Source organism: Streptococcus sp. HMSC076C09 (genome assembly GCF_001837905.1).
Taxonomy (GTDB): Bacteria; Bacillota; Bacilli; order Lactobacillales; family Streptococcaceae; genus Streptococcus; species Streptococcus parasanguinis_I.
The window spans coordinates 32,217-51,696 of the sequence record NZ_KV834615.1 but is presented as its reverse complement, the minus strand read 5'-3'; the positions used below and the strand labels follow the sequence as shown (position 1 = coordinate 51,696).

Genomic DNA, 19,480 nt, shown 5'->3' with positions numbered 1-19,480 from the left:
TTTGCTCTGTTGCGCCTATTGTCATTGGTGGTTTCATGACCTATTATAACTACCTATCTGCAGCCAGCTTTGTGGGGATTTACCTCGTATCGTATAATATTGGCTATCAATTTCAGGAGTTATCTTACTTTATCAATACTAGAAAATCAGCCAAGTCTCTCTGTGATAAATATCAAAAATTGTTGGGAGTAGACTTGGATATGCCTTCTGTTCTCGAAGGTTCCGTCTTTCCTATCCAGTTAGAGAAAGTCAGTGTTGAGCGTGATGGTCAAGAAATCCTAGCCTCTTGTGACCTTACTATTGAGGAAGGGGAAAAGATTGCCATTATCGGAGAAAGTGGGTCTGGAAAAACAACCTTACTGAACCTAATCTATGGTGAAATTGAACCTAGTCATGGTCGGATTCGCTACCATGGGCAAGAACTAACCTCGGATGAACTCTATCAGGCAGGAGCTTACATTCTCCAGTCTAGTCATATCTTTGATGGTTTGAGCCTAGAGGAAAATATTGCTTTGGGACAAGAACTAGATTCTGTAAGGATGGACGAAATCCTGCAACAAACTGGTTTGAAAACTCTTCAAAATAAAAACCTTAGCAACCAGACTCTGTCAGGCGGTGAGAAGCAGCGCTTGGAAATTGCCCGTGCTCTCTATCACAATCGCCAATTTATCCTAGCTGATGAGGTTAAAGCAAATCTGGACTTTAAAAATCAAGAGAAAATCAGTCAACTTCTTTTCTCCCTCCCTCAAGCACTTGTAGAAGTGATTCATCACTATAGTGAAGAGGATTTGAAGCGCTATGATAAGGTGATAAAACTGGAGAAATAGGTGGAGGTATAGATTTCGGAAAGGAGTGGCAGGTTCATTCTTTTTTGTGAGATAGATAATAAAAACTCTGTCTAAAAATATCAGTACAATAACGTTAAACAAGGATGTATCTAGTGAAAATACTACAGTAAGGAGTTTAAATATGAAATTCCATGAATTTGGGGATAAGAATTTGCCTCCTATCTTGCTGATACATGGCGGTGGCAGTTCTTGGTGGAATTATCTTCGCCAAGCACGGATCTTATCAGAAGAATACCGTGTTATTTTACCTACTTTGAATGGTCACGGCGAAGAATATCATCTCGATTATGTTTCTACGGAAGATTCTGCTTTGGAGATCCTAGACTATGTCAAAGCGAACTGTGGCGGGAAGTTGTTTGCGATTGGTGGTGTTTCACTTGGTGGTCAAATTGCTATGGAGCTTTTGTCCTTAGACAGCGAGATAGCTGAGAAGGCCTTCATAGATGGAAGCCTCTGTATTCCTCAACCAAGGTTAGCTAAAATCAGCATCTTTCTAGTAGCTCTATTTGGTAAACTGATGTTCAGTAAATTCTCTTGCAAACTTCAATTAAGCATGATGAACAAACTCTATCCTAAACTGGCTTATCCGGAGGAAATAAAAGCTTATTATTTGGAGGATTTGCCAAGGACGCCTACCAAAACATTGGTGACCATTTACAAAACTTATATGGGGCGTTACAAGTTGAAGGACACGATTTCTGCTAGCAAAGCTCAGGTTTTGTATATCTATGGTGAAAAAGAATTAAACTGTGTGAAAGCATCGGCGAAATTATTTCAACAACTGCATCCAAATACGATCTTGTATGAAGCCAAGGGCTACAATCATGGCTATTTGTCAGCTTACTTGCCTCAAGAGTGGGTTGATTTGGTGCTACCGTTTTTGGAGAATAACGATTGATTATACTTTATTAATTTAGAAAGCAGAGTTTCATGGAAGTCAAAAAATATAGTCCGCTCAATTCCTTAAAAAAGATAGCAGATAACCTCTGGATTGTAGATGGGGAAGAAGTACTGATGAATTTCAAACTCTTCAAAGTGCCTTTTTCAACTAGAATGACAGTTATCCGTCTGCAGAATGGTGGTCTTTGGGTGCATTCGCCGATTAAGCCTAGTGATAATTTACTTTTTGAAATCAAGCAATTAGGTGAGGTAAAACACCTTATTGCACCCAATGTCTTACATTATAGTTATATAAATGAGTGGCACGAACTATTTCCGGAAGCAGAAGTATGGCTAGCTAGTGGTGTTCAAAAGCGTGCCGGAAAATCGGGAATGAATTTATATTATGGTCATGAACTAGAGAAAGCCAATTGGAACGAGGAAATTTGTTTTACAACATTTGAGGGAAGTTTTTACGTGAAAGAGGTTGTTTTTTTCCATACTGAAAGTTCAACTCTAATTTTAACGGATCTTATTGAAAACATAGAAACAGAAAATTTATCGATTTTTGAAAAGCTACTGTTAAAAATAGGTGATAATCACTATCCAAATGGTAAAACACCAAGAGATTTAAGAATGACTTTTTTATTTGGTAAAAAACAAGCATTGAAGAGTTATCATAAAATAAAGAAATGGGAACCTAAGAATATTATTATTTCTCATGGACCGTGTATCATTGGACAAACAAAAGAGATGTTAAACCAAGCGTTCTTTTGGCTAGAGAAATAGGAATTTACTATAAAGAAATTAATAAAATATATCTAATATAATTGACTACAATTACTTGGAGTTGTTAAATTAAGATGTGGAATCTACTTAAATTGTTGATTCTAAGAGGTATCAGTTGACACGAGAGAAAGAATATAGATTAACTAACGGTATCTCTTAATTAGATTTAGTGAAAGAAGAATCCATTTTTCACTTGAATCCCTTCTCTTTCGTATGGTAGAATGTATATACAAATTGTATGTACAAAGGAGAGGTAGAAATGGCAAACACGAAAGCAGTGAATTTTCGCGCAGATGCGATGTTTTACCAAAAAACAAAAGAGGTACTTGCAGATCAAAAAATTTCGGTGTCAGATGTCCTAAATGCAGCACTTCGAAAAATTGCCAACGGGACTGTGGATCCAAGAGAATTTGTTTCAAGTGATTTGCAGGACACGCAGTATCAAGTGGCCTTTGAGGATTTGAAGAAGGAGATTTTAGTTGGGCACCAGGAAATTGCTCAAGGGAAAGTCACTTCTGTAGCCGATGTGAGAAAGGAATTTGGTCTTGACTAAGTTGAAACGCTATCAGGTCTTTCTTGCAGATCAGGCTAAGCAGGACTTGCGTGGCATTCACGACTATATTCTTGTGAATTTTTATAGCCAGCAAGCTGCAGATGGCAAAGTTGATTTGCTATTAAGTGCTCTTGAGACCCTAGAACTGTTTCCAGAAGCCTGTCCTCTGGTATCAAGCCGGGGCTATGGTGAGATGACGAATGATGGGAAACCCTATCGTTATATGCCAATAGAGAACTATCTCGCATTTTATTATATTGAGAAGCATACAGTGTATGTTGCTCGTATACTCAGTGCAAAGCAGGATTGGGTCAAGATTTTTTATAAGTAGGATGAGGACCCCATGTTAAAATCGAATAAGCTAATTATTTTTTTAATTTCTCTACCTTTTCTGATGGTCATTGTTTTCTATTCTCTTAGTGAGCATCCTGGATACAGTGATGATGGGAATTTCGTCAGAAGTCATGAGGCTGCCATTAAGCGTGAGATCATCGCACACTTAGCCCGGGAAAAGAAGGACATAGAATCTGTTACCTTATTGCCAAATACTGCTAGAGGAGAGTATGATAATGGTGGTGATGCGAGCGGACATTACCATATCTATTTTACAGCCTACGTCAATCATAATCGCGAACGAACGATAAGCGTAGAACTATTCTTCCCGGATGCCAGCATTCCCCCTTTTACCTTGTTTCCTCCCAATCCTTATAAAGACAAGGGCAAAAAGATGTCCAATTGGTTGATGGGAAATATTGAAGTATCGGAAGAAATCTCTAAATAGAAATAAGAAGAAGTCATGATGAATAGAATAGTAGACGATCAGATCACTCTTATTCCTTATTATAGGAATGATGACATCTCCCTTCTTTGGTATCAAGATAGTGAGGTTTGCAAACAAGTGGATAATACTGATCAGATTTACGATGTAACAAAACTTCATAAAATGTATGATTACCTAACTTCACATGGTTCGTGCTATTATATCCAATATGAGGGAGTGTTGGTTGGAGATGTGACACTTCAAGATAACTCGGAACTTTCAATAGTTGTCAGCAAAGAGTATCAGAATTTACAGATCGGAAGACGATGTATTTCTGAAATGATACAGTTGGCCAAAGAGAAAGAAATGGTTAAGGTAACTGCTCAAATTTATCCTTTTAATACTCAAAGTCAAAGAATGTTTTTGGCTTTGGGTTTTCAGAAAGTAGATGAAGAGTGGTATGAATATAAGTTGATTTAGGAAAGGTGTGTATCTCCACATAGATTAAGACTGTAATCTGCTGTTTATAAAACAATGTTCATGAAAAATAGAGATAAAGGGTAGCCACTGATACATGGACAAGAGTTTTTTCCGAAATCTAAATATGAAGAGAACACCAACAGATGATTTTTGTTGGTGTTCTTTTTATATGATTTTACAATCTATCACTCTGATTCATGTTTGAAACAAGTTAAACAAACAGTTGTAGGAGGACCTTCGAAGTCGAAATTTTGTACGGTTAATGGAGGGATTTTCCCACTATAATCTCTCCACAGTTTTATTTCGTATATGAATTGCAATCGGTGTGATAAGTAGGTATAGCAAGGTCAAAATGATAAAAAATCCGATATCAGCATCCAAAAATACATAAACGATATTAAAGCCAAAATGCATGAAAATAGAATAAATCAGATTATTATATTTTTCCAAAATAATATTCATACAAATAGTAATAGATGTAATCACAACTATATTAGCAATAATATAAGGAACAGCCCGCCAGTCCGTAAATTTTGAATCTACAACCCACAGAAGTGTGTGCCAGAAACACCAGACTAGGCCTTGATAGATAGAGGATTTTAAAAAATGATATTTTTTATTAAATTCTTCTCTCATATAACCACGCCACCCTAATTCTTCACCAGTCGGACCTGATGTAAATGATAAGAATATACTTAGTGGCAATGATACGGTTCCTAGATTGATGTAGGAGAACATTGTTTTTTGGGTCATAAGTGAGTAGAGGAAGAGTGATAAAATACTGAGCCCAAATGTAAGACCAAATGAAGATAGAAGTGGGAGTAACGACACTTTAGCAGAGAAACACCGCTTAAGGAAAGTTGTTCTTTTCTCATCAGTCCTGAAATACTTCCATCCAAATAAAAGAAGGTATGATGGAGACCAAGCGACAATATTTCGTACAATCCACATGATAACAGGTGGAACCTTAAATATTAAACTTGCAGGAGCTGCTACAAAAATAATGAGTGCCCAAACAAGTATATAAGAACTGATGATGTATCTTTTTAAATAATTTACATTCATTTAGTTACCCTCTTTCTTCAGCTGTATAGATAACTAGTTCACTCTTAATACCATTCAATTCAATTATATTATCTGCATCGGGTGAATCGAATGGTTCAGTTTTTTGCCCATTTTTTTCATAATAAATATTTGTTCCAATTCCTTTGGTAACAGCAGTAAATAGGCTGTTTTCAGGAATACGAATTCTGGATGTTGCCGAAATCTGGTTAATGTCAATTTCACCGTTTAATGAATGACATAATACTTCCATATCATGATTACAGTTTATTTTTACTTTACCTGAAATATCTTCTAGGGTAATACGAGATGTCTTAAGGTCAAGTTCGATATTGTCACATTCTAGGGAGTGAATTTCTACAGATTCTGCACGAACTGCACATTCAATGTGACTAATATAAGGAGTTGGGATTTGCACAAAGATACTGACAGTTTCTTTAGCCGTTGCCTCTGTTACACCATTGTAACGTTTTACATCAAGGTCAATTCTTTTTCTACTATCATCAATTTTTACTTTAAAATCATTTTGAAGCGTAGGAAGAAGGTTAGATACCAGACGAACTCGAATTTTTTCTCCGTTGTATCCAGACAATACAAACTTTTCTGCGCCTCCAAATTTCATATCATAGCTCTTGATCTTATCGATATCATACTCTGTGATACTCTCAAAAAGATATTCGCTCGTCTTAAGAGTAGTTCTTTCATTACAGATTAGTTCATCGATAGAGATGTTAAATAGGTTTGAGATGGATATCATATTTTCGATATCTGGAATTCCAGCACCAGTTTCCCACTTTGTTACAGCTTGTCTTGATACACCGATTTTTTCAGCTAAAAGTTCTTGTGACATCCCTACTTGTTTACGTATGGATTTTAATTTTTCAGCAAATGTCATGTTGTATGACCTCCTCTATATTTTATGATGTAATTTGTCATAAAGTAGCAATATGACTGATTTTAGTATAGAATAAATGATGATTACAGCACAAGCAAGTAGAGGTTGCATTCTCATTTTTTTTGCTACTTTGCGTAGCATTTATCGTTTTAACGTTGATTTTTAGCATTATTTTAGTTATTTTATCATACATTCAAATTGAATGATGAATAGAATTTAAAATAATATTTTAAATTCCCAGATAGTCTGGTAGTAATAATAAATAGCATAAAATAATTTCTAAAAGCTATTTATTTGTAACCGTTTTTTCTGCTATAATATCACTAGATAGAAATGTGGGAGTTTCAATCATGGTTACAAAACGGTTTTTGAAAAATGTTATTGTTGCGATAGTCTCGGTTTTTATGTTCTTGGTCGTTGTTCAAGGGGCCCAAGCTCAGCAAACTGGACTCGATTACCAGAGTCTTCATCTACTGCCTTTTAATGGCAATAAGCAGCTAGTACTGGGGGATTTTGATCATTTGGGTCGTGCAACCTCCGCTCATATTCAGCTGCAGGACAAGGATGAGCCAAAGAAAAAAAGAGAACCACGTCTCAGCTATAATCCGGTTGGCTGGCACAATTATAAGATTGCTTATGGAAATAAAGGAAAGAAGGCCTGGTTGTTCCATAGAGGGCATTTGATCGGCTATCAGTTTAGCGGTCTGACCAATGAAGGGAAAAATCTGGTTCCTCTAACTGCCTGGACCAATACGGGGAATTATAAAGGGACAGCAGATAGCAATGTGGAGGGCATGCTCTACTACGAGAAACGACTCGATAGCTGGCTATCCACCCACCCCAATTATTGGCTGGACTACAAGGTGACTCCGGTCTATACGGGGGATGAATTAATTCCTCGGCAGGTGACCTTGCAATATGTAGGAATTGATCGAGATGGCAACCTTCTACCAATCAATTTAAGTAGTCCCAAAGAGTCAGTAGATGCTTATGGGATCACCACCGTTACCTTGGACAACTACTCTAAGAATGCGACCATTGACTATCTCAAGGGGACTGCCAAGCCATCTTTAGTGCCGACAGAACCAAGTAGTCAACCTCAACCTGCTAGTCCTTCTGTAGAGACGCAACCAAGTCAAGCCCCTCAACCGAGTCAAGCAGTAGAGCCAGTTCAGCCAGTCCAACCTGTCGAGCCTGCAGCACCAATTCCTCAACTAGCTCCAGTTGTTTATGTGGCCAGAAATGGGAGTGCGGATGTTTATTGGTATTCTAAAGATAGCATGCCACGAAATACCAACTTTGCGAAAGTAGTTGAAATGTCAGAAGAGCAAGCGCTAAGTCTTGGAAAGCGGCATACAAGTAAGGAATGAGTATAAGTTATTATGATAATGAGAAAGCCCAATCGCTGGGCTCTTTGTGTAGGGTAAGTACTAAATAGGAGAACTAAAATGATTGAAAATATGCTATAATAATAGGACGGAGGTAGAATATGACCTTAGATATAGATAAAGAAAAAATGATGATTATGGGTGTGATTTTTGACAACAAAAAGGTTTTTAAGAGCGTCTGGTTTGCTCTGAGCACCAATATGATTGAAGGATGGCATCCCACGGTAGAAGACGTGGAGCGACTGAGAGAAGAGGCAGTTGCATTAGGAGTTGGATAATGGTCAGAAAAATATATGATGGGTATGATTATATAGACCCTGATAATTTATACACCTATCCCCATTCATCTGTTCTCATAAATAAATTTAATGAGAAAAATGATAATAAAGCACGAGAATTAGAATATCGTTTAGTAGCAAGCCAAAGTTTAAAACTGTTTATTAATCCAATTGAAGTAAATACTGTTTCAGATATTTTAAAGATTCATAAGTTTCTTTTTGAAGGAATGTATACTTGGGCAGGTCAATACCGTCAAGTAAATATCTCTAAAAGTGGAAATGCTTTTATGCCAGTTCAGTCTTTTGATATGGCAGAAAAATTTTTAAATACCTTGCTTTCAAACTATTTACTTAACGCAAATAATAAAATTGAGATTTGTAAAAGTTTAGCTGAGATATTAGATAATCTAAATTATTTTCACCCATTTCGAGAAGGAAATGGTCGTACTCAACGAGAAGTTATCCGTTCTTTAGCTTTGATGAAAGGGTATGAATGTGAAATTTCAATTGGTTTAGATGATGATATCTATCACTTATATATGGATGGAACAGTTTATGGAGATACTAGTAAGCTCGAACAACTGTTCAATAAACTATTAACAGAAATATAGATCTGTAGTATATTTTAGTAGGAAACAGTATAAAGTGATGCTTATAAGGTAAAGTCATTGCTTCAACAAAAATCTTTAAGCCCAATTGCTGGGCTTTTTGTTTTGCAATACAATTATAAAAAGTGAGTAATCTAAAATGATCTCTCAGAATCTTGCAAACGTTTTTATAAAGTAGTATACTAGAAATAGTTTATGGAATCGTTTGCATAAATTGGTAAATGATGAAAAGAGAGTATAGTAGGAGACGAGACAGATGGAATTAACAGCGATTTATCACAGGCCTGAATCGGAGTACGCCTATCTTTATAAGGACGGCCAGCTTCACATTCGCATCCGGACCAAGAAAGAAGATATCAAACGAATTGTCTTGCACTATGGGGATCCCTTTATTTTTATAGAGGATCTTTATGAGGCAACTAAGGAAATGGACAAGGTGACGACAGACGACCTCTTTGATTATTGGCAAGTGTCGGTATCTGTCCGCCATGCCCGGATCCAGTACCTCTTTGAATTAGAGGACACAGCGGGAGAGAAGGTCTTGTACGGAGATCGGGGTGTGGCAGCCTACAACAAGGAGAACCTGGACTTCGTCATGAACGGTTTTAAGCTTCCCTTTATCCATGAGATTGATGGGTGTGCTGTTCCAGATTGGGTGGCTCAGACGGTTTGGTACCAAATCTTTCCTGAGCGCTTTGCCAATGGGAATCCAGCCATTTCCCCAGAAGGTGTTCGTCCTTGGGATGCCTCTATTGCTCCTCAAGTATTGGATTTCTTTGGTGGTGATTTGCAAGGGATCATCGATCACTTGGACTATTTGCAGGATCTAGGGATTACAGGGCTCTATCTTTGCCCGATTTTTGAATCGCCGAGCAATCACAAGTACGATACCATTGATTATTTTGAAATTGATCGACATTTTGGAGATAAGGAGACCTTCCGCCAGCTAGTGAAAGAGGCCCATGCGCGTGGGATGAAGATCATGCTGGATGCCGTCTTCAACCATATTGGCTATGATTCACCCCAATGGCAGGATGTGGTCATATACGGGGAGGATTCGATTTACAAGGACTGGTTCCATATCAAAGAGTTCCCTGTCTCCTCAGAAAATCTGTGGAATAGTCGCAACTTATCTTACCATGCTTTTGCCTTTGCGGGCTTTATGCCTAAGCTCAATACGGCTAATCCTGAGGTGAAGGCCTATCTCTTGAAGGTGGCGACTTACTGGATTGAAGAGTTTGATATTGATGCTTGGCGACTGGATGTGGCCAATGAGATCGACCATCAATTCTGGCGGGATTTCCGTAAAGCGGTCTTGGCCAAGAAGCCGGATCTCTATATCCTCGGGGAAATCTGGCATTCGTCCCAACCTTGGCTCAAGGGCGATGAGTTCCATGCGGTGATGAACTATCCCCTCTCTGAAAGTATCAAGGATTATTTCCTGCGGGGGCATAAGGAGACGCAACGCTTCATTTGGGAAATCAATAGCCAGTCCATGTATTACAGGCAGCAGATTTCTGAGGTGATGTTTAACCTCTTAGACTCCCATGATACAGAGCGCATCTTGACGACGGCCAAAGGGGATCTTCAGTCTGTCAAGTCTGCTCTCACCTTCCTCTATCTGCAACGGGGTACGCCTTGTATCTATTATGGGACGGAGCTAGCCCTCATCGGCGGCCCAGACCCGGATTGCCGGCGTGTCATGCCTTGGGAGCGCGTGTCAGCAGACAATGACATGCTGAACTTTATGAAGGACTTGATCCAGCTCCGAAAAGAAGTAGCGGGCGTTATCCAGCATGGTAAAGTGAGTCTGAAAGAAGTAGAGCCAGATGTAGTGGCAGTAGAATGGCAGCATGAAGGTCACATTCTCAAAGCCTACTTTAACCACTCTAAGAAAGAATTTGTATTAGAAAGAAGACAAGCAGATCTGATCAGCCATGGGACCATTTCCGATGATCGATTGATCATCCAACCAAATGGATTTGTTATTTATAGGGAAGATTAGTAAGAAAGAAGCCTGGAATCGAGAGATTGCGGGCTTCTTTTTATAAATAGTATCTTTATTCGCACCCTTATATTATAATAGGAGATGAGAAGGGGGGAGACGGTGATGAAGATTTTAGCAATTAATTCTATTTCGTTTAAAAAAAGAATGATTGAATTACTATTTGATTATCTTTTCATACTAGCTTATTTAGCGCTTCTGTTTTTAGGTTCTATGCTTTTTTACATTATTTTTTTTAATGGTATTCCAGAGTTTACAGAAATTCAGTCGCAGTGTCTTGCATTTTTTACCTCTGTTTTGCCAATCACTCTACTTTTTACATTCTTAGATTATACAAATAATGGGAGTTTTGGGAAGGCGAAAGCTTGACTTCAATTGGTTTACCAGAAAAAAACAGTGCAAGCTAGCTTGATTAGAAACACCATTAAATTTTTGCCTTGGCAACTCGGTCATATGGGCACGATTCATGGTTTCTATAGTGATTTTGATGTGTTATCCATTATCCTCTCGTTTTCAGCAACTCTACTCGCAGTTTTGCTACTGGCAATGACAATGTTTAGAAATGATAAGAGGCATCTAGGAGACCTGCTAGCCCATACGCAAGTGCAACTAAAAGGTGACTAGGATGAAATGTTAGGCTGTCGATAAGAAAAAATGGAAACATAGCTAGGAAATAGGGCTATGAATGAGACTCTAGAATTCACAAATCTTTGTATGGTAAGAGACGGCGATAGAGTTCTTGTTATGGATCGTGAGAAAGAGTCTAGGCAAGGAATGACATTGCCTGGTGGTCCTGTCACAAATGTTGAGTCTTTTATGGAACCAACTCATTTTTTAACATCATTAAGAATGAGTTGCTATATTTAAACAGGGATTAATAAAACCGTTATTGAAGGATTCTATAGGAATTGTTTTGAGTGACTGGAGAAGTTAATTCTCCTAGTGTTGAGTGACAATATTGTTTTATTAAGCACAAAATAACAAATTAGACTAAAAACAAGTAAAGGTATTCATTATGAAAAAATTTTTGATATTTATTTTTACAATGTTTGGATTGATGTTAGGAATGTTAGCTATGATATATAATGAATATATTCGAGCTTATGAAGCGGCTCATCATAGATCAAGCTTTCCAGAACCGAAAGAAAATTTACTAGTACCAGTAAGTACAAGGGCATATGCAAAAGCTAAATCTTGGTCAGAGAAATCTCCTTTATCGAAGCAACAAATTAAAAATTATCTTACTAAGTATGGCAGGTATTCAGAGTATACTTCCCAGTCCGCTGTCAATAAGCTTAATATAGACTGGAAAGAGCAGGCTGTTTTAAGAGCAAAATCATATCAAAAGTTTCATTATTCAAAAGAAAAGTTAGTTGGGCAACTTGTAGATGTTGATCTATTTACTCCAGAAGAGGCTGACTATGCTATAGAAAAAGTTCATTTCGATTGGAAAGAGGAAGCTGTGAAAGAAGCGGAATCTTCTGCAAACGGTGGCAATATTTCGAAAGAAAGGTTATTAGAAATACTTGTTGAAAATAGAAAATTTACTCAAGAGGAAGCGGAGTACGCAATAGAACATGCTCAAGTAGATTGGTTAAATTAAACAATAATTTTACTATTGATTTGAAGAACTTAAAAGAGGCTGATGAATCTAAAATAGCTACGATAGAAAGTAATGAAAAGTGGCATAATGAAAATAAGGACACAATTTCTATTTATGATCGCTATTTGAACAGTGATGATTACAAAACAAGTCCAATGAAAAATATTCAAGATCAACTGAAAACATTTTTGATGGACCATCACTACTATGAGGTCGATATTCCGCTGATTAGACAATTTAGTAAGAGTTACGATCATTATTATAAAAAACTAACTGAGGCAAGTGACTATTATTTAAAGCAAAAGGGTGATGCTCCACAGTAAATCGGAAATTAATATCCTTCATAAGATTTTACGATTAAGAGATAGAGTGAGGGATGACTTGCCCTTGCTCTATTTTTCGGTTCCTTTAGTTGTAGTTTTCACTACATAGGTGTATAATGTGTCCTTAGATAAACAAATGAGGAATTTACTATGGAATTAAAAGATTTTACAGAAAAAGAACAAGAACAAATCAACCAAGGTTTGAGTACAGCTGAGATTACTGATAAAGAAGCGGCGAAGAAGTTGCTCGCTTTAGTCCCGCAAGAATGGATCAAACGTATTCCATTCTTTGTCAGAGGGCATGCGACGACCAAGACAGTTGAGCGTGTAGCCAAGCAATCCCCTGAACTCTATGCCGTGGCTAAACGTCAAGGGGACCTTCCTGAAAAAGAAGGAGAAGAGCTCCGCAAGATTATGACAGCCATCTTTGAAGAAAAGATGAACAAACACAAGATTAAATAATCCTTTATTATTTTTTATCTCACATTGAACGAGTGATTGCAGTTGAAATGCAGTCACTTTTTTATTTACTAGCATAGAGACTTTTACACTAGTAAATAAAAATGAACAATATTTCATGGTATAATACTAATGAATGTAGTTCAAGAGGATGAAAGATTCCATTGGAAAAAAACAAGTAAAGGTAGTCATTATGAAAAAATTTTTGATATTTATTTTTACAATTTTTGGATTATTTGCAGGAATGCTAGCTCTGATGGCAATTGAGTATCAAATAAGTTATAATAAATGGATAAATTCACGTTCAGGATCACAGTTGACTAATCCTGTACAAAAATACTCTTCTTCAAGTGATGGAAATAAGGATGATTTAGAATCATCAAAACAAGAATACGCTTCTTCAAGTGATAGAAAAAATAAGGATGATTTAGAATCATTAATGAATATGTTTATGAAAAGACTATTTCCTCCAACTTTACTAGATCCAGATTATACATATGCATATGAAGAAGCTAAATCTTGGTCAAAAAAGCATTTATCGAAGGAGCAAATTAAAATTTATCTTACTAAGTATGGCAGCAGCTATTCAGAGGATGCTACTCAGTACGCTTTAAATAAGCTTAATGTAGACTGGAAAGAGCAAGCACTTTTAAGAGCAAAATCATATCAAGAGTTTCATTATTCGAAAAATAAATTGGTTGAGCAACTTATAAATATTGACAAATTTACTCAAGAAGAGGCTGATTATGCCATAGAACATGTTCATTTCGATTGGAAGGAGAACGCTGTGAAAGAAGCAGAATCTTCTTCAAACGGTGGCAACATTTCGAAAGAAAGGCTATTAAAAATACTTGTTGAAAATAGAAAATTTACTCAAGAAGAAGCTGAGTATGCAATAGAACATGCAAAAATAGATTGGTTGAATTAAACAATAGTTTTAATTTTGATTTTTATAACATATTGAAGAGCTGGACAATTTGCCAGCTCTTTTTGCTGTTTATTAACTTTTCTCATTTCGTAAAAAATAGTTGGAGCAAAGCCAGTTTTAAACTATAATATAGGAGAAGGATTATCAATATGAAAAATTTATGGTACAAATATTTTAATCAATAGAGAAGGAACCAATCTATGAAACCATCTAAAAAAATCATGCTCCTTACTAGCTGTGCTTTGGCGATCTTTGCTTTAGTAGCTTGTGGGACCAACCAAAAGCAATCCAAGGAAAAGAAGGAAACTTCCACTGTGCAGAAATCTAGTTCAGACAAGGAGCACTACAAGGGAACATACAGCAACCTCAATAGCAAGGCTAGTGTCGAAGAAGTGCGCACTCTCTTGTCTGCTTATTTGGATCAGGAGAGTGTAGACAAGTTTCTTGGTCTAGTAACGGACTATGATAGCATTGTCGGCTCGGTCGGTTTGACGGGTGACTTCAGCAAGTTCAAGAAAACAGACTACAATGTTGAGAAGATCAGTGACTTGTGGACCAAGCAAAAGGGCGATTTCGTCGGGACTAACTGCCGGATCAATAGTTATACTCTTCTGAAGAATAGCATCGAGATTCCTAAGATGAAAGCGGATAGTGAACTTTTATTTGTGGACAATGATGCCATTGACAAAGGAAAAGTCTTCGATGAGGCAGACAAGGAAGCCTTTAACATTCTGTATTCACGGGTTCCGACAGAGGCTACAACGGATGTAAAGGTCCATGCCAAGAAGATGGAAGAATATTTTTCTCATTTCAAGTTCAATGAAAATGCGCGCATGCTTTCTGTTATCGTTCATGATAACCTAGACGGAAATACCCTTTTTGTCGGTCACGTCGGTGTCTTGGTCCCTGCCAAGGACGGCTATCTCTTTGTCGAAAAGTTGACCTTTGAAGAACCATACCAAGCGATTAAGTTTGCGACCAAGGAAGATGTCTACAAATACTTGGAGACCAAATATCAAGACTACACAGGCGAAGGTCTGGCTAAGCCTTTTATCATGGATAATGAAAAATGGGTTGAGATGAAGTAGAGGATGAAAGGTAGCGTGTTAGGATTTAGAAAGATAATGGACTATGCTCCGATTCTATATGTGTTAGTTTTCTTGCTCTTTTTCACTCTTCTCCTTTTCCTGAGAAGAAGGGCAATCGTGAAACGTAGTGGTGATCCCTTCTTTGCCCCTTTCCATATTAATCGTGGGGTCTTCTACATTCATGTGTCTCTGTGTTTCAGTCGGCGAATGATCCCGCTGAAAGAGATCAAGCAAATCACCTATGCAATTTTTCGTGGCCGATCTGGTGGTGGGAGTCGCTATGCTTTTTATATCGAGCTTAGAAATGGAAAGACTATTCCCTTCTTTTTTGGAAAAAGCAAGCGGAATGAAGTGTTAGTTGCGAAACTCAAGCGAAATGCAGGCAAGTATGGGTTTAGGGTAGATAGCACTGGAAATTAATTGAAAGAAAAAGGAATCACGAATGAATAGAAAGCAAGCCCTATCTATGTATTTGTTAGGGACCTTTGGTCAAGTATTAGGAGTCAGCCTTCTGGTGTGGTTTTTAAGAGCAGGAGGAGTCAAGGTTGATTTTACATCATCATTGGGGATCATCGCTGTTGCTTTAGCTGGCTTATCATCTGCTTTTTGGGGGAGTCTTGCTAGTATTGGCTACCATCAATCTAGTTTCAAACAAATTCTAAAAGATTTTTTTCAAGTCAAAGACAGTTTTGCTAATTATTGTTTAGTGCTCGTTTTCTTGCTGCTCGACTTTTTCCCCTTTATCTTTGGTGGTAAGATAACCACTCAATCGTTGGTCTTGCCAGTAGTACTCTTTTTTAAGGCTCTTCTTTTTGGTGGAGTTGAAGAAATTGGCTGGCGTTATTTCTTTCAACCAACTTTGCAGGAAAAAATACCTTATTTTTCAGCTACTTTGATCACCTTTTTAGCTTGGTCTAGTTGGCATCTACTATACTTTTATATCGACGGTTCTTTAGCTGTCATTCAATTGTTTCCGTTTCTAGTAGGTCTGCTAACTAACTGCTTTATCTTGTCGGCCTTGTATCATAAAACGCAAAATTTATGGCTCTGTGTCATGACCCATGCCTGTATCAATTCCTTGTCTCAGATTCTAGTGAATGAAGAGGTATGGCTATCTCTAGTCAGTAAAATTCTTATTATTAGTTTAGCAATTATGATTGTAAGAAAGAAGTATATAACTGTAAAGGAGGAAAAATGAGCAAATTTATTTCAAAACAATCAGTCGCTATCTGGTATGGATTGACTACCCTCCTAGCTACCTTTCTAGTAGGCCAAGTGATCCTTTGGTGTTTTCCAGATGGGAGGAGTATGGATGCCTCGCTACTGTTTATCCTAATGAACTGTATTCCCCTGATTACTGCGGCGGTCTTTTCTCTTGTCCTGGGTGAAGTCAAATCCTTGGGTGATTTTTTCAAAAAGGTTTTTCTTCAAAAAGAAAGTAACCTGTCCTGGATGCTAGCTTTCTTCATCCCCATCATTTATTATGGGATCTCCATCCTGCTCATGAATGTTCGCTTCACTGGAAACTCCTTCTTGGCCTTCTTCCTTTATTTCCCCTGGACCTTATTATATGGCGGTTTGGAAGAAGTCGGTTGGCGTTGGTTTTTACAAGATCATCTTTCCTTTAGTAAGCACTTTATACCTAAAATGATGCTTCTTTCCATTGTCTGGTTCCTCTGGCATATTCCTATCTATCAACTCCCTTGGATTACAGCAGGTTCGTCCAACTATCTCATCTTTTACCTGATGATTTTAGGGAATACCTTCCTTTTTGGAGCTCTTAAGGAGTACTCGAAAGGAGCCATTCCTTGTATCCTTGCTCATATGCTGATCGATAGTCTGGCTGTCCTTATGCTGGTTCAGAGCTCTCTTTCTCAGATTATCCTTCTGGTTATGTTCGAAATCCTAGTATCCTCTTGGCTAGTGGCTATACGAAAATTAGAGAAATAGAATTGTACCTCTTTCGGTGGGAGTCTGTCATCTTTAGCCTTTAGGACTTCAATGTAGAGTCCATAAAATGCTATAATCAGTTTAACGAAGAACCTAGAGATAGGATCAAAGTATCAACACAGTATCATTCTTATCAATTATGTGAGAGGGGGAAAGACCATGCAAAAAACCTTTCAGTTGTTGCGAAGAGGAGATCTAGAGGCCGTCCGTCAAATATTGGATAAAAAGCCTGAAGAAGTCAATGCTGTTTCGGGTGACAAACCTAAAAGAGATCAGGGGCAGTCGCTCCTTCAAGTCGCTATCAAATCGGGACATTTAGATATTGCAGACTTACTCATTGATAGAGGAGCAGATCTTAACTTTATTGAAGAGCCGACAGAGCTGAATCCATTTTGTCAACCAGTCCTCCAAACAGCGGGTGGACGAGCTGTATTTGACTGTAGGCGCATGATCAACCGCTGGAATGGCCAATATGAGATGTATTCGTCTAAGGAAAAGGCTGACCGGTCTTTCAAAGTTTTTGAGAAAATGTTGGAACTTGGAGCCGATATTTCTCAGAAAGACAGTCATGGTGGGACTTTGTTGCAAACTATTTTAATTGAAACCAAGGAAGTGTTGCCATCTTATTATTGGAAAACAAAAGAAACAAGCGATAATGTCCTCATAACGGATGAATTACGTCATGATTTAAATCGTATTTATGATCTATTAATTCGTTACGGTGTGACTGCGGACGAAATAGCGGTCTATCAGAAGATTCCTCTCAAAGAACTTTACCAAGACAGTCCGACCATGGAGTTCTTAAATCGGTTAGATCAAGGCAGATCTTGATAAGCATTTGAACTACTAGTTTAAAGAGCCTCAGGGCTCTTTTAACTTTGTCTGATAGAGCTAGAAGCAGTAGAAAATTTTAGATCGGATTTTCTTTAAAAAATGGATACAAATCCATGATGAAAGAGAGTATACTAGTTTATGAAAGAACAAGATTTTTAAGTACCTAATTCAGGAGGGCAGTTTATGTCTCAAGAAACTTTCATCATGGCGATTGACCAGGGAACAACTAGTTCGCGGGCTATCATTTTTAACAAAAAAGGCGAGCAAGTTAGCTCTAGTCAAAAGGAATTCACTCAGATTTTTCCTCAGGCTGGCTGGGTGGAGCACAATGCCAATGAAATTTGGAACTCGGTGCAGTCGGTGATCGCTGAGGTCTTTATTGAAAGTGGCATCAAGCCCAATCAAATCGAAGCAATTGGCATTACCAATCAACGGGAAACGACAGTTGTTTGGGATAAGAACACGGGGCTTCCTATTTACAATGCCATTGTCTGGCAATCAAGGCAAACTGCTCCACTGGCTGAGGAACTTAAAAACCAAGGCTATGTAGAAACCTTCCACCAAAAGACAGGTCTAGTCATTGATGCCTACTTTTCAGCGACTAAAGTTCGTTGGATTTTGGACCATGTAGAAGGAGCACAAGAGCGAGCGGAAAAAGGAGAATTGCTCTTTGGGACCATTGATACTTGGCTGGTCTGGAAGCTGACGGATGGAGCTGCCCACGTGACAGACTATTCCAATGCAGCCCGTACCATGCTTTACAATATCAAGGAACTGAAATGGGACGATGAAATCTTAGACATTCTCAACATTCCTAAAGCCATGCTTCCTGAAGTGCGTTCAAACTCTGAAATCTATGGCAAGACAGCTCCTTTCCATTTCTACGGTGGACAAGTGCCGATTGCAGGGATGGCGGGAGACCAGCAGGCTGCTCTCTTTGGTCAATTAGCCTTTGAACCTGGTATGGTCAAAAATACTTATGGAACTGGATCTTTCATCATTATGAATACGGGTGAGGAGATGCAGTTATCAGAAAATAACCTGCTGACGACGATTGGTTATGGGATCAATGACAAGGTCTACTATGCCCTTGAAGGATCTATCTTTATCGCTGGAAGTGCCATTCAGTGGCTTCGTGACGGTCTGCGTATGATCGACAGTTCACCTGAATCCGAGGCCTATGCTCTGAAGTCTCAGAATGACGATGAAATCTATGTGGTCCCTGCCTTTACGGGTCTTGGGGCACCATATTGGAATCAAGAGGCGCGTGGTTCTGTCTTCGGACTTACCCGGGGAACGTCCAAGGAAGACTTTATCAAAGCAACCCTTCAATCCATTGCCTATCAAGTACGCGATATCATCGACACCATGCAGGTAGATGCCAAGACTCCTATCCCTGTCTTAAAAGTAGACGGAGGGGCAGCGAAAAATGATTACTTAATGCAGTTTCAGGCAGATATTCTTGGGATTGCGATTGCCCGCGCCAAAAACCTGGAAACAACGGCTTTAGGAGCAGCCTTCCTAGCAGGTCTGACCGTAGGCTATTGGAAGGACTTGGAAGAATTAAAATCTCTTCATGGAGCAGCCCAAATCTTTGAACCAAAGATGGATGAAGCTCGCAAAGAGAAATTGTACAAGGGGTGGAAGAAAGCAGTCAAAGCCACTCAAGTATTTGCGGAGACCGATGACTAAAGGGATCAATCAAACGAATAGTTTATGAGAGTGGGACAGAAATCGGTAATTCGTTAGA

23 protein-coding genes and 1 pseudogene are annotated in these 19,480 nt (G+C 38.3%); 22 read left to right on the top strand and 2 right to left on the bottom strand.

Going from position 1 to position 19,480, the window contains the following annotated elements; all coding sequences use genetic code 11:
- The 7 genes from HMPREF2704_RS02025 to HMPREF2704_RS01995 all read left to right on the top strand — a co-directional run.
- On the top strand, positions 1-827 hold an 827-nt coding region (locus tag HMPREF2704_RS02025), incomplete at its 5' end, for an ATP-binding cassette domain-containing protein (protein WP_141760624.1).
- A 142-nt stretch (positions 828-969) separates the two neighbouring features.
- A complete protein-coding gene (locus HMPREF2704_RS02020; RefSeq protein WP_070845507.1) occupies positions 970-1,746 on the top strand; it encodes an alpha/beta fold hydrolase in 777 nt (258 codons plus the stop codon).
- 32 nt (positions 1,747-1,778) lie between these two features.
- Positions 1,779-2,516 carry a DUF4336 domain-containing protein gene (locus HMPREF2704_RS02015; RefSeq protein WP_070665972.1) on the top strand — a complete coding sequence of 246 codons (738 nt, stop codon included), beginning with the start codon at positions 1,779-1,781 and terminating at the stop codon, positions 2,514-2,516.
- A gap of 259 nt (positions 2,517-2,775) precedes the next feature.
- On the top strand, positions 2,776-3,069 hold the full coding sequence (locus HMPREF2704_RS02010) for a type II toxin-antitoxin system RelB/ParD family antitoxin (RefSeq protein ID WP_048716237.1): 294 nt from the start codon (positions 2,776-2,778) through the stop codon (positions 3,067-3,069).
- Positions 3,062-3,400, top strand: a complete 339-nt coding sequence (locus tag HMPREF2704_RS02005; RefSeq protein ID WP_070594508.1) for a type II toxin-antitoxin system RelE/ParE family toxin — start codon at positions 3,062-3,064, stop codon at positions 3,398-3,400. The genes HMPREF2704_RS02010 and HMPREF2704_RS02005 overlap by 8 nt, the downstream gene beginning before the upstream one ends.
- A gap of 12 nt (positions 3,401-3,412) precedes the next feature.
- On the top strand, positions 3,413-3,850 hold the full coding sequence (locus HMPREF2704_RS02000) for a hypothetical protein (RefSeq protein WP_070845506.1): 438 nt from the start codon (positions 3,413-3,415) through the stop codon (positions 3,848-3,850).
- A 15-nt stretch (positions 3,851-3,865) separates the two neighbouring features.
- Positions 3,866-4,309 (top strand): GNAT family N-acetyltransferase, encoded by a 444-nt coding sequence (locus tag HMPREF2704_RS01995; protein ID WP_070845505.1) that lies wholly within the window; start codon positions 3,866-3,868, stop codon positions 4,307-4,309.
- A gap of 279 nt (positions 4,310-4,588) precedes the next feature.
- On the opposite strand, the gene HMPREF2704_RS01990 is transcribed toward HMPREF2704_RS01995, so the two are convergent.
- Entirely contained in the window at positions 4,589-5,374 is a 786-nt protein-coding gene (locus HMPREF2704_RS01990) for a CPBP family intramembrane glutamic endopeptidase (protein ID WP_070845504.1), read from the bottom strand.
- Positions 5,375-5,378: 4 nt separating this feature from the next.
- A complete protein-coding gene (locus tag HMPREF2704_RS01985) occupies positions 5,379-6,266 on the bottom strand; it encodes a helix-turn-helix domain-containing protein (RefSeq protein ID WP_070845503.1) in 888 nt (295 codons plus the stop codon).
- Between the two features lie 350 nt (positions 6,267-6,616).
- Here HMPREF2704_RS01985 and HMPREF2704_RS01980 point away from each other — a divergent pair, with 350 nt between their 5' ends.
- From HMPREF2704_RS01980 to glpK, 15 genes and pseudogenes are all read left to right on the top strand, one after another.
- The gene (locus HMPREF2704_RS01980; RefSeq protein ID WP_049506078.1) at positions 6,617-7,636 is read left to right on the top strand and encodes a DNA/RNA non-specific endonuclease; all 1,020 of its coding nucleotides are present in this window, start codon (positions 6,617-6,619) and stop codon (positions 7,634-7,636) included.
- Between the two features lie 119 nt (positions 7,637-7,755).
- Complete coding sequence (locus HMPREF2704_RS11045; protein ID WP_141760623.1) at positions 7,756-7,932, top strand: hypothetical protein; 177 nt, start codon at positions 7,756-7,758, stop codon at positions 7,930-7,932.
- A complete protein-coding gene (locus HMPREF2704_RS01975) occupies positions 7,932-8,543 on the top strand; it encodes a Fic/DOC family protein (protein WP_023023568.1) in 612 nt (203 codons plus the stop codon). Before HMPREF2704_RS11045 ends, HMPREF2704_RS01975 begins: the two co-directional genes overlap by 1 nt.
- 253 nt (positions 8,544-8,796) lie before the next feature.
- Positions 8,797-10,545 carry a glycoside hydrolase family 13 protein gene (locus tag HMPREF2704_RS01970; protein ID WP_070845502.1) on the top strand — a complete coding sequence of 583 codons (1,749 nt, stop codon included), beginning with the start codon at positions 8,797-8,799 and terminating at the stop codon, positions 10,543-10,545.
- 84 nt (positions 10,546-10,629) lie between these two features.
- Positions 10,630-11,169: pseudogene (locus tag HMPREF2704_RS01965) on the top strand (RDD family protein).
- Positions 11,170-11,560: 391 nt separating this feature from the next.
- A complete protein-coding gene (locus tag HMPREF2704_RS01955) occupies positions 11,561-12,148 on the top strand; it encodes an Ltp family lipoprotein (RefSeq protein WP_049483180.1) in 588 nt (195 codons plus the stop codon).
- Positions 12,136-12,471, top strand: coding sequence for a hypothetical protein (locus HMPREF2704_RS01950; RefSeq protein ID WP_070845501.1), 336 nt, complete (start codon positions 12,136-12,138; stop codon positions 12,469-12,471). The genes HMPREF2704_RS01955 and HMPREF2704_RS01950 overlap by 13 nt, the downstream gene beginning before the upstream one ends.
- 150 nt (positions 12,472-12,621) lie before the next feature.
- Complete coding sequence (locus tag HMPREF2704_RS01945) at positions 12,622-12,933, top strand: hypothetical protein (RefSeq protein WP_049485929.1); 312 nt, start codon at positions 12,622-12,624, stop codon at positions 12,931-12,933.
- 148 nt (positions 12,934-13,081) lie between these two features.
- Positions 13,082-13,858 carry an Ltp family lipoprotein gene (locus HMPREF2704_RS01940; RefSeq protein ID WP_229099231.1) on the top strand — a complete coding sequence of 259 codons (777 nt, stop codon included), beginning with the start codon at positions 13,082-13,084 and terminating at the stop codon, positions 13,856-13,858.
- 200 nt (positions 13,859-14,058) lie between these two features.
- Positions 14,059-14,946 (top strand): DUF4300 family protein, encoded by an 888-nt coding sequence (locus HMPREF2704_RS01935; protein ID WP_070845500.1) that lies wholly within the window; start codon positions 14,059-14,061, stop codon positions 14,944-14,946.
- Positions 14,947-14,949: 3 nt separating this feature from the next.
- Positions 14,950-15,366, top strand: coding sequence for a hypothetical protein (locus tag HMPREF2704_RS01930; protein WP_070845499.1), 417 nt, complete (start codon positions 14,950-14,952; stop codon positions 15,364-15,366).
- Positions 15,367-15,388: 22 nt separating this feature from the next.
- Complete coding sequence (locus HMPREF2704_RS01925) at positions 15,389-16,144, top strand: CPBP family intramembrane glutamic endopeptidase (RefSeq protein ID WP_070845498.1); 756 nt, start codon at positions 15,389-15,391, stop codon at positions 16,142-16,144.
- Positions 16,141-16,896 (top strand): CPBP family intramembrane glutamic endopeptidase, encoded by a 756-nt coding sequence (locus HMPREF2704_RS01920; protein ID WP_070845497.1) that lies wholly within the window; start codon positions 16,141-16,143, stop codon positions 16,894-16,896. The genes HMPREF2704_RS01925 and HMPREF2704_RS01920 overlap by 4 nt, the downstream gene beginning before the upstream one ends.
- A gap of 159 nt (positions 16,897-17,055) precedes the next feature.
- Positions 17,056-17,727 (top strand): ankyrin repeat domain-containing protein, encoded by a 672-nt coding sequence (locus tag HMPREF2704_RS01915; protein WP_070845496.1) that lies wholly within the window; start codon positions 17,056-17,058, stop codon positions 17,725-17,727.
- A gap of 186 nt (positions 17,728-17,913) precedes the next feature.
- On the top strand, positions 17,914-19,422 hold the full coding sequence (glpK, locus tag HMPREF2704_RS01910) for a glycerol kinase GlpK (RefSeq protein WP_070845495.1): 1,509 nt from the start codon (positions 17,914-17,916) through the stop codon (positions 19,420-19,422).
- The last annotated feature ends 58 nt before the right edge of the window (positions 19,423-19,480 follow it).

Excerpts from the sequence above, each read along its gene's own strand:
- HMPREF2704_RS02020 (WP_070845507.1), top strand. The coding sequence starts at position 970 with ATGAAATTCCATGAATTTGGGGATAAGAATTTGCCTCCTATCTTGCTG.
- HMPREF2704_RS02015 (WP_070665972.1), top strand. The coding sequence starts at position 1,779 with ATGGAAGTCAAAAAATATAGTCCGCTCAATTCCTTAAAAAAGATAGCA.
- HMPREF2704_RS02010 (WP_048716237.1), top strand. The coding sequence starts at position 2,776 with ATGGCAAACACGAAAGCAGTGAATTTTCGCGCAGATGCGATGTTTTAC.
- HMPREF2704_RS02000 (WP_070845506.1), top strand. The coding sequence starts at position 3,413 with ATGTTAAAATCGAATAAGCTAATTATTTTTTTAATTTCTCTACCTTTT.
- HMPREF2704_RS01995 (WP_070845505.1), top strand. The coding sequence starts at position 3,866 with ATGATGAATAGAATAGTAGACGATCAGATCACTCTTATTCCTTATTAT.
- HMPREF2704_RS01990 (WP_070845504.1), bottom strand. The coding sequence starts at position 5,374 with ATGAATGTAAATTATTTAAAAAGATACATCATCAGTTCTTATATACTT.
- HMPREF2704_RS01985 (WP_070845503.1), bottom strand. The coding sequence starts at position 6,266 with ATGACATTTGCTGAAAAATTAAAATCCATACGTAAACAAGTAGGGATG.
- HMPREF2704_RS01980 (WP_049506078.1), top strand. The coding sequence starts at position 6,617 with ATGGTTACAAAACGGTTTTTGAAAAATGTTATTGTTGCGATAGTCTCG.
- HMPREF2704_RS11045 (WP_141760623.1), top strand. The coding sequence starts at position 7,756 with ATGACCTTAGATATAGATAAAGAAAAAATGATGATTATGGGTGTGATT.
- HMPREF2704_RS01975 (WP_023023568.1), top strand. The coding sequence starts at position 7,932 with ATGGTCAGAAAAATATATGATGGGTATGATTATATAGACCCTGATAAT.
- HMPREF2704_RS01970 (WP_070845502.1), top strand. The coding sequence starts at position 8,797 with ATGGAATTAACAGCGATTTATCACAGGCCTGAATCGGAGTACGCCTAT.
- HMPREF2704_RS01955 (WP_049483180.1), top strand. The coding sequence starts at position 11,561 with ATGAAAAAATTTTTGATATTTATTTTTACAATGTTTGGATTGATGTTA.
- HMPREF2704_RS01945 (WP_049485929.1), top strand. The coding sequence starts at position 12,622 with ATGGAATTAAAAGATTTTACAGAAAAAGAACAAGAACAAATCAACCAA.
- HMPREF2704_RS01940 (WP_229099231.1), top strand. The coding sequence starts at position 13,082 with ATGAAAGATTCCATTGGAAAAAAACAAGTAAAGGTAGTCATTATGAAA.
- HMPREF2704_RS01935 (WP_070845500.1), top strand. The coding sequence starts at position 14,059 with ATGAAACCATCTAAAAAAATCATGCTCCTTACTAGCTGTGCTTTGGCG.
- HMPREF2704_RS01930 (WP_070845499.1), top strand. The coding sequence starts at position 14,950 with ATGAAAGGTAGCGTGTTAGGATTTAGAAAGATAATGGACTATGCTCCG.
- HMPREF2704_RS01925 (WP_070845498.1), top strand. The coding sequence starts at position 15,389 with ATGAATAGAAAGCAAGCCCTATCTATGTATTTGTTAGGGACCTTTGGT.
- HMPREF2704_RS01920 (WP_070845497.1), top strand. The coding sequence starts at position 16,141 with ATGAGCAAATTTATTTCAAAACAATCAGTCGCTATCTGGTATGGATTG.
- HMPREF2704_RS01915 (WP_070845496.1), top strand. The coding sequence starts at position 17,056 with ATGCAAAAAACCTTTCAGTTGTTGCGAAGAGGAGATCTAGAGGCCGTC.
- glpK (WP_070845495.1), top strand. The coding sequence starts at position 17,914 with ATGTCTCAAGAAACTTTCATCATGGCGATTGACCAGGGAACAACTAGT.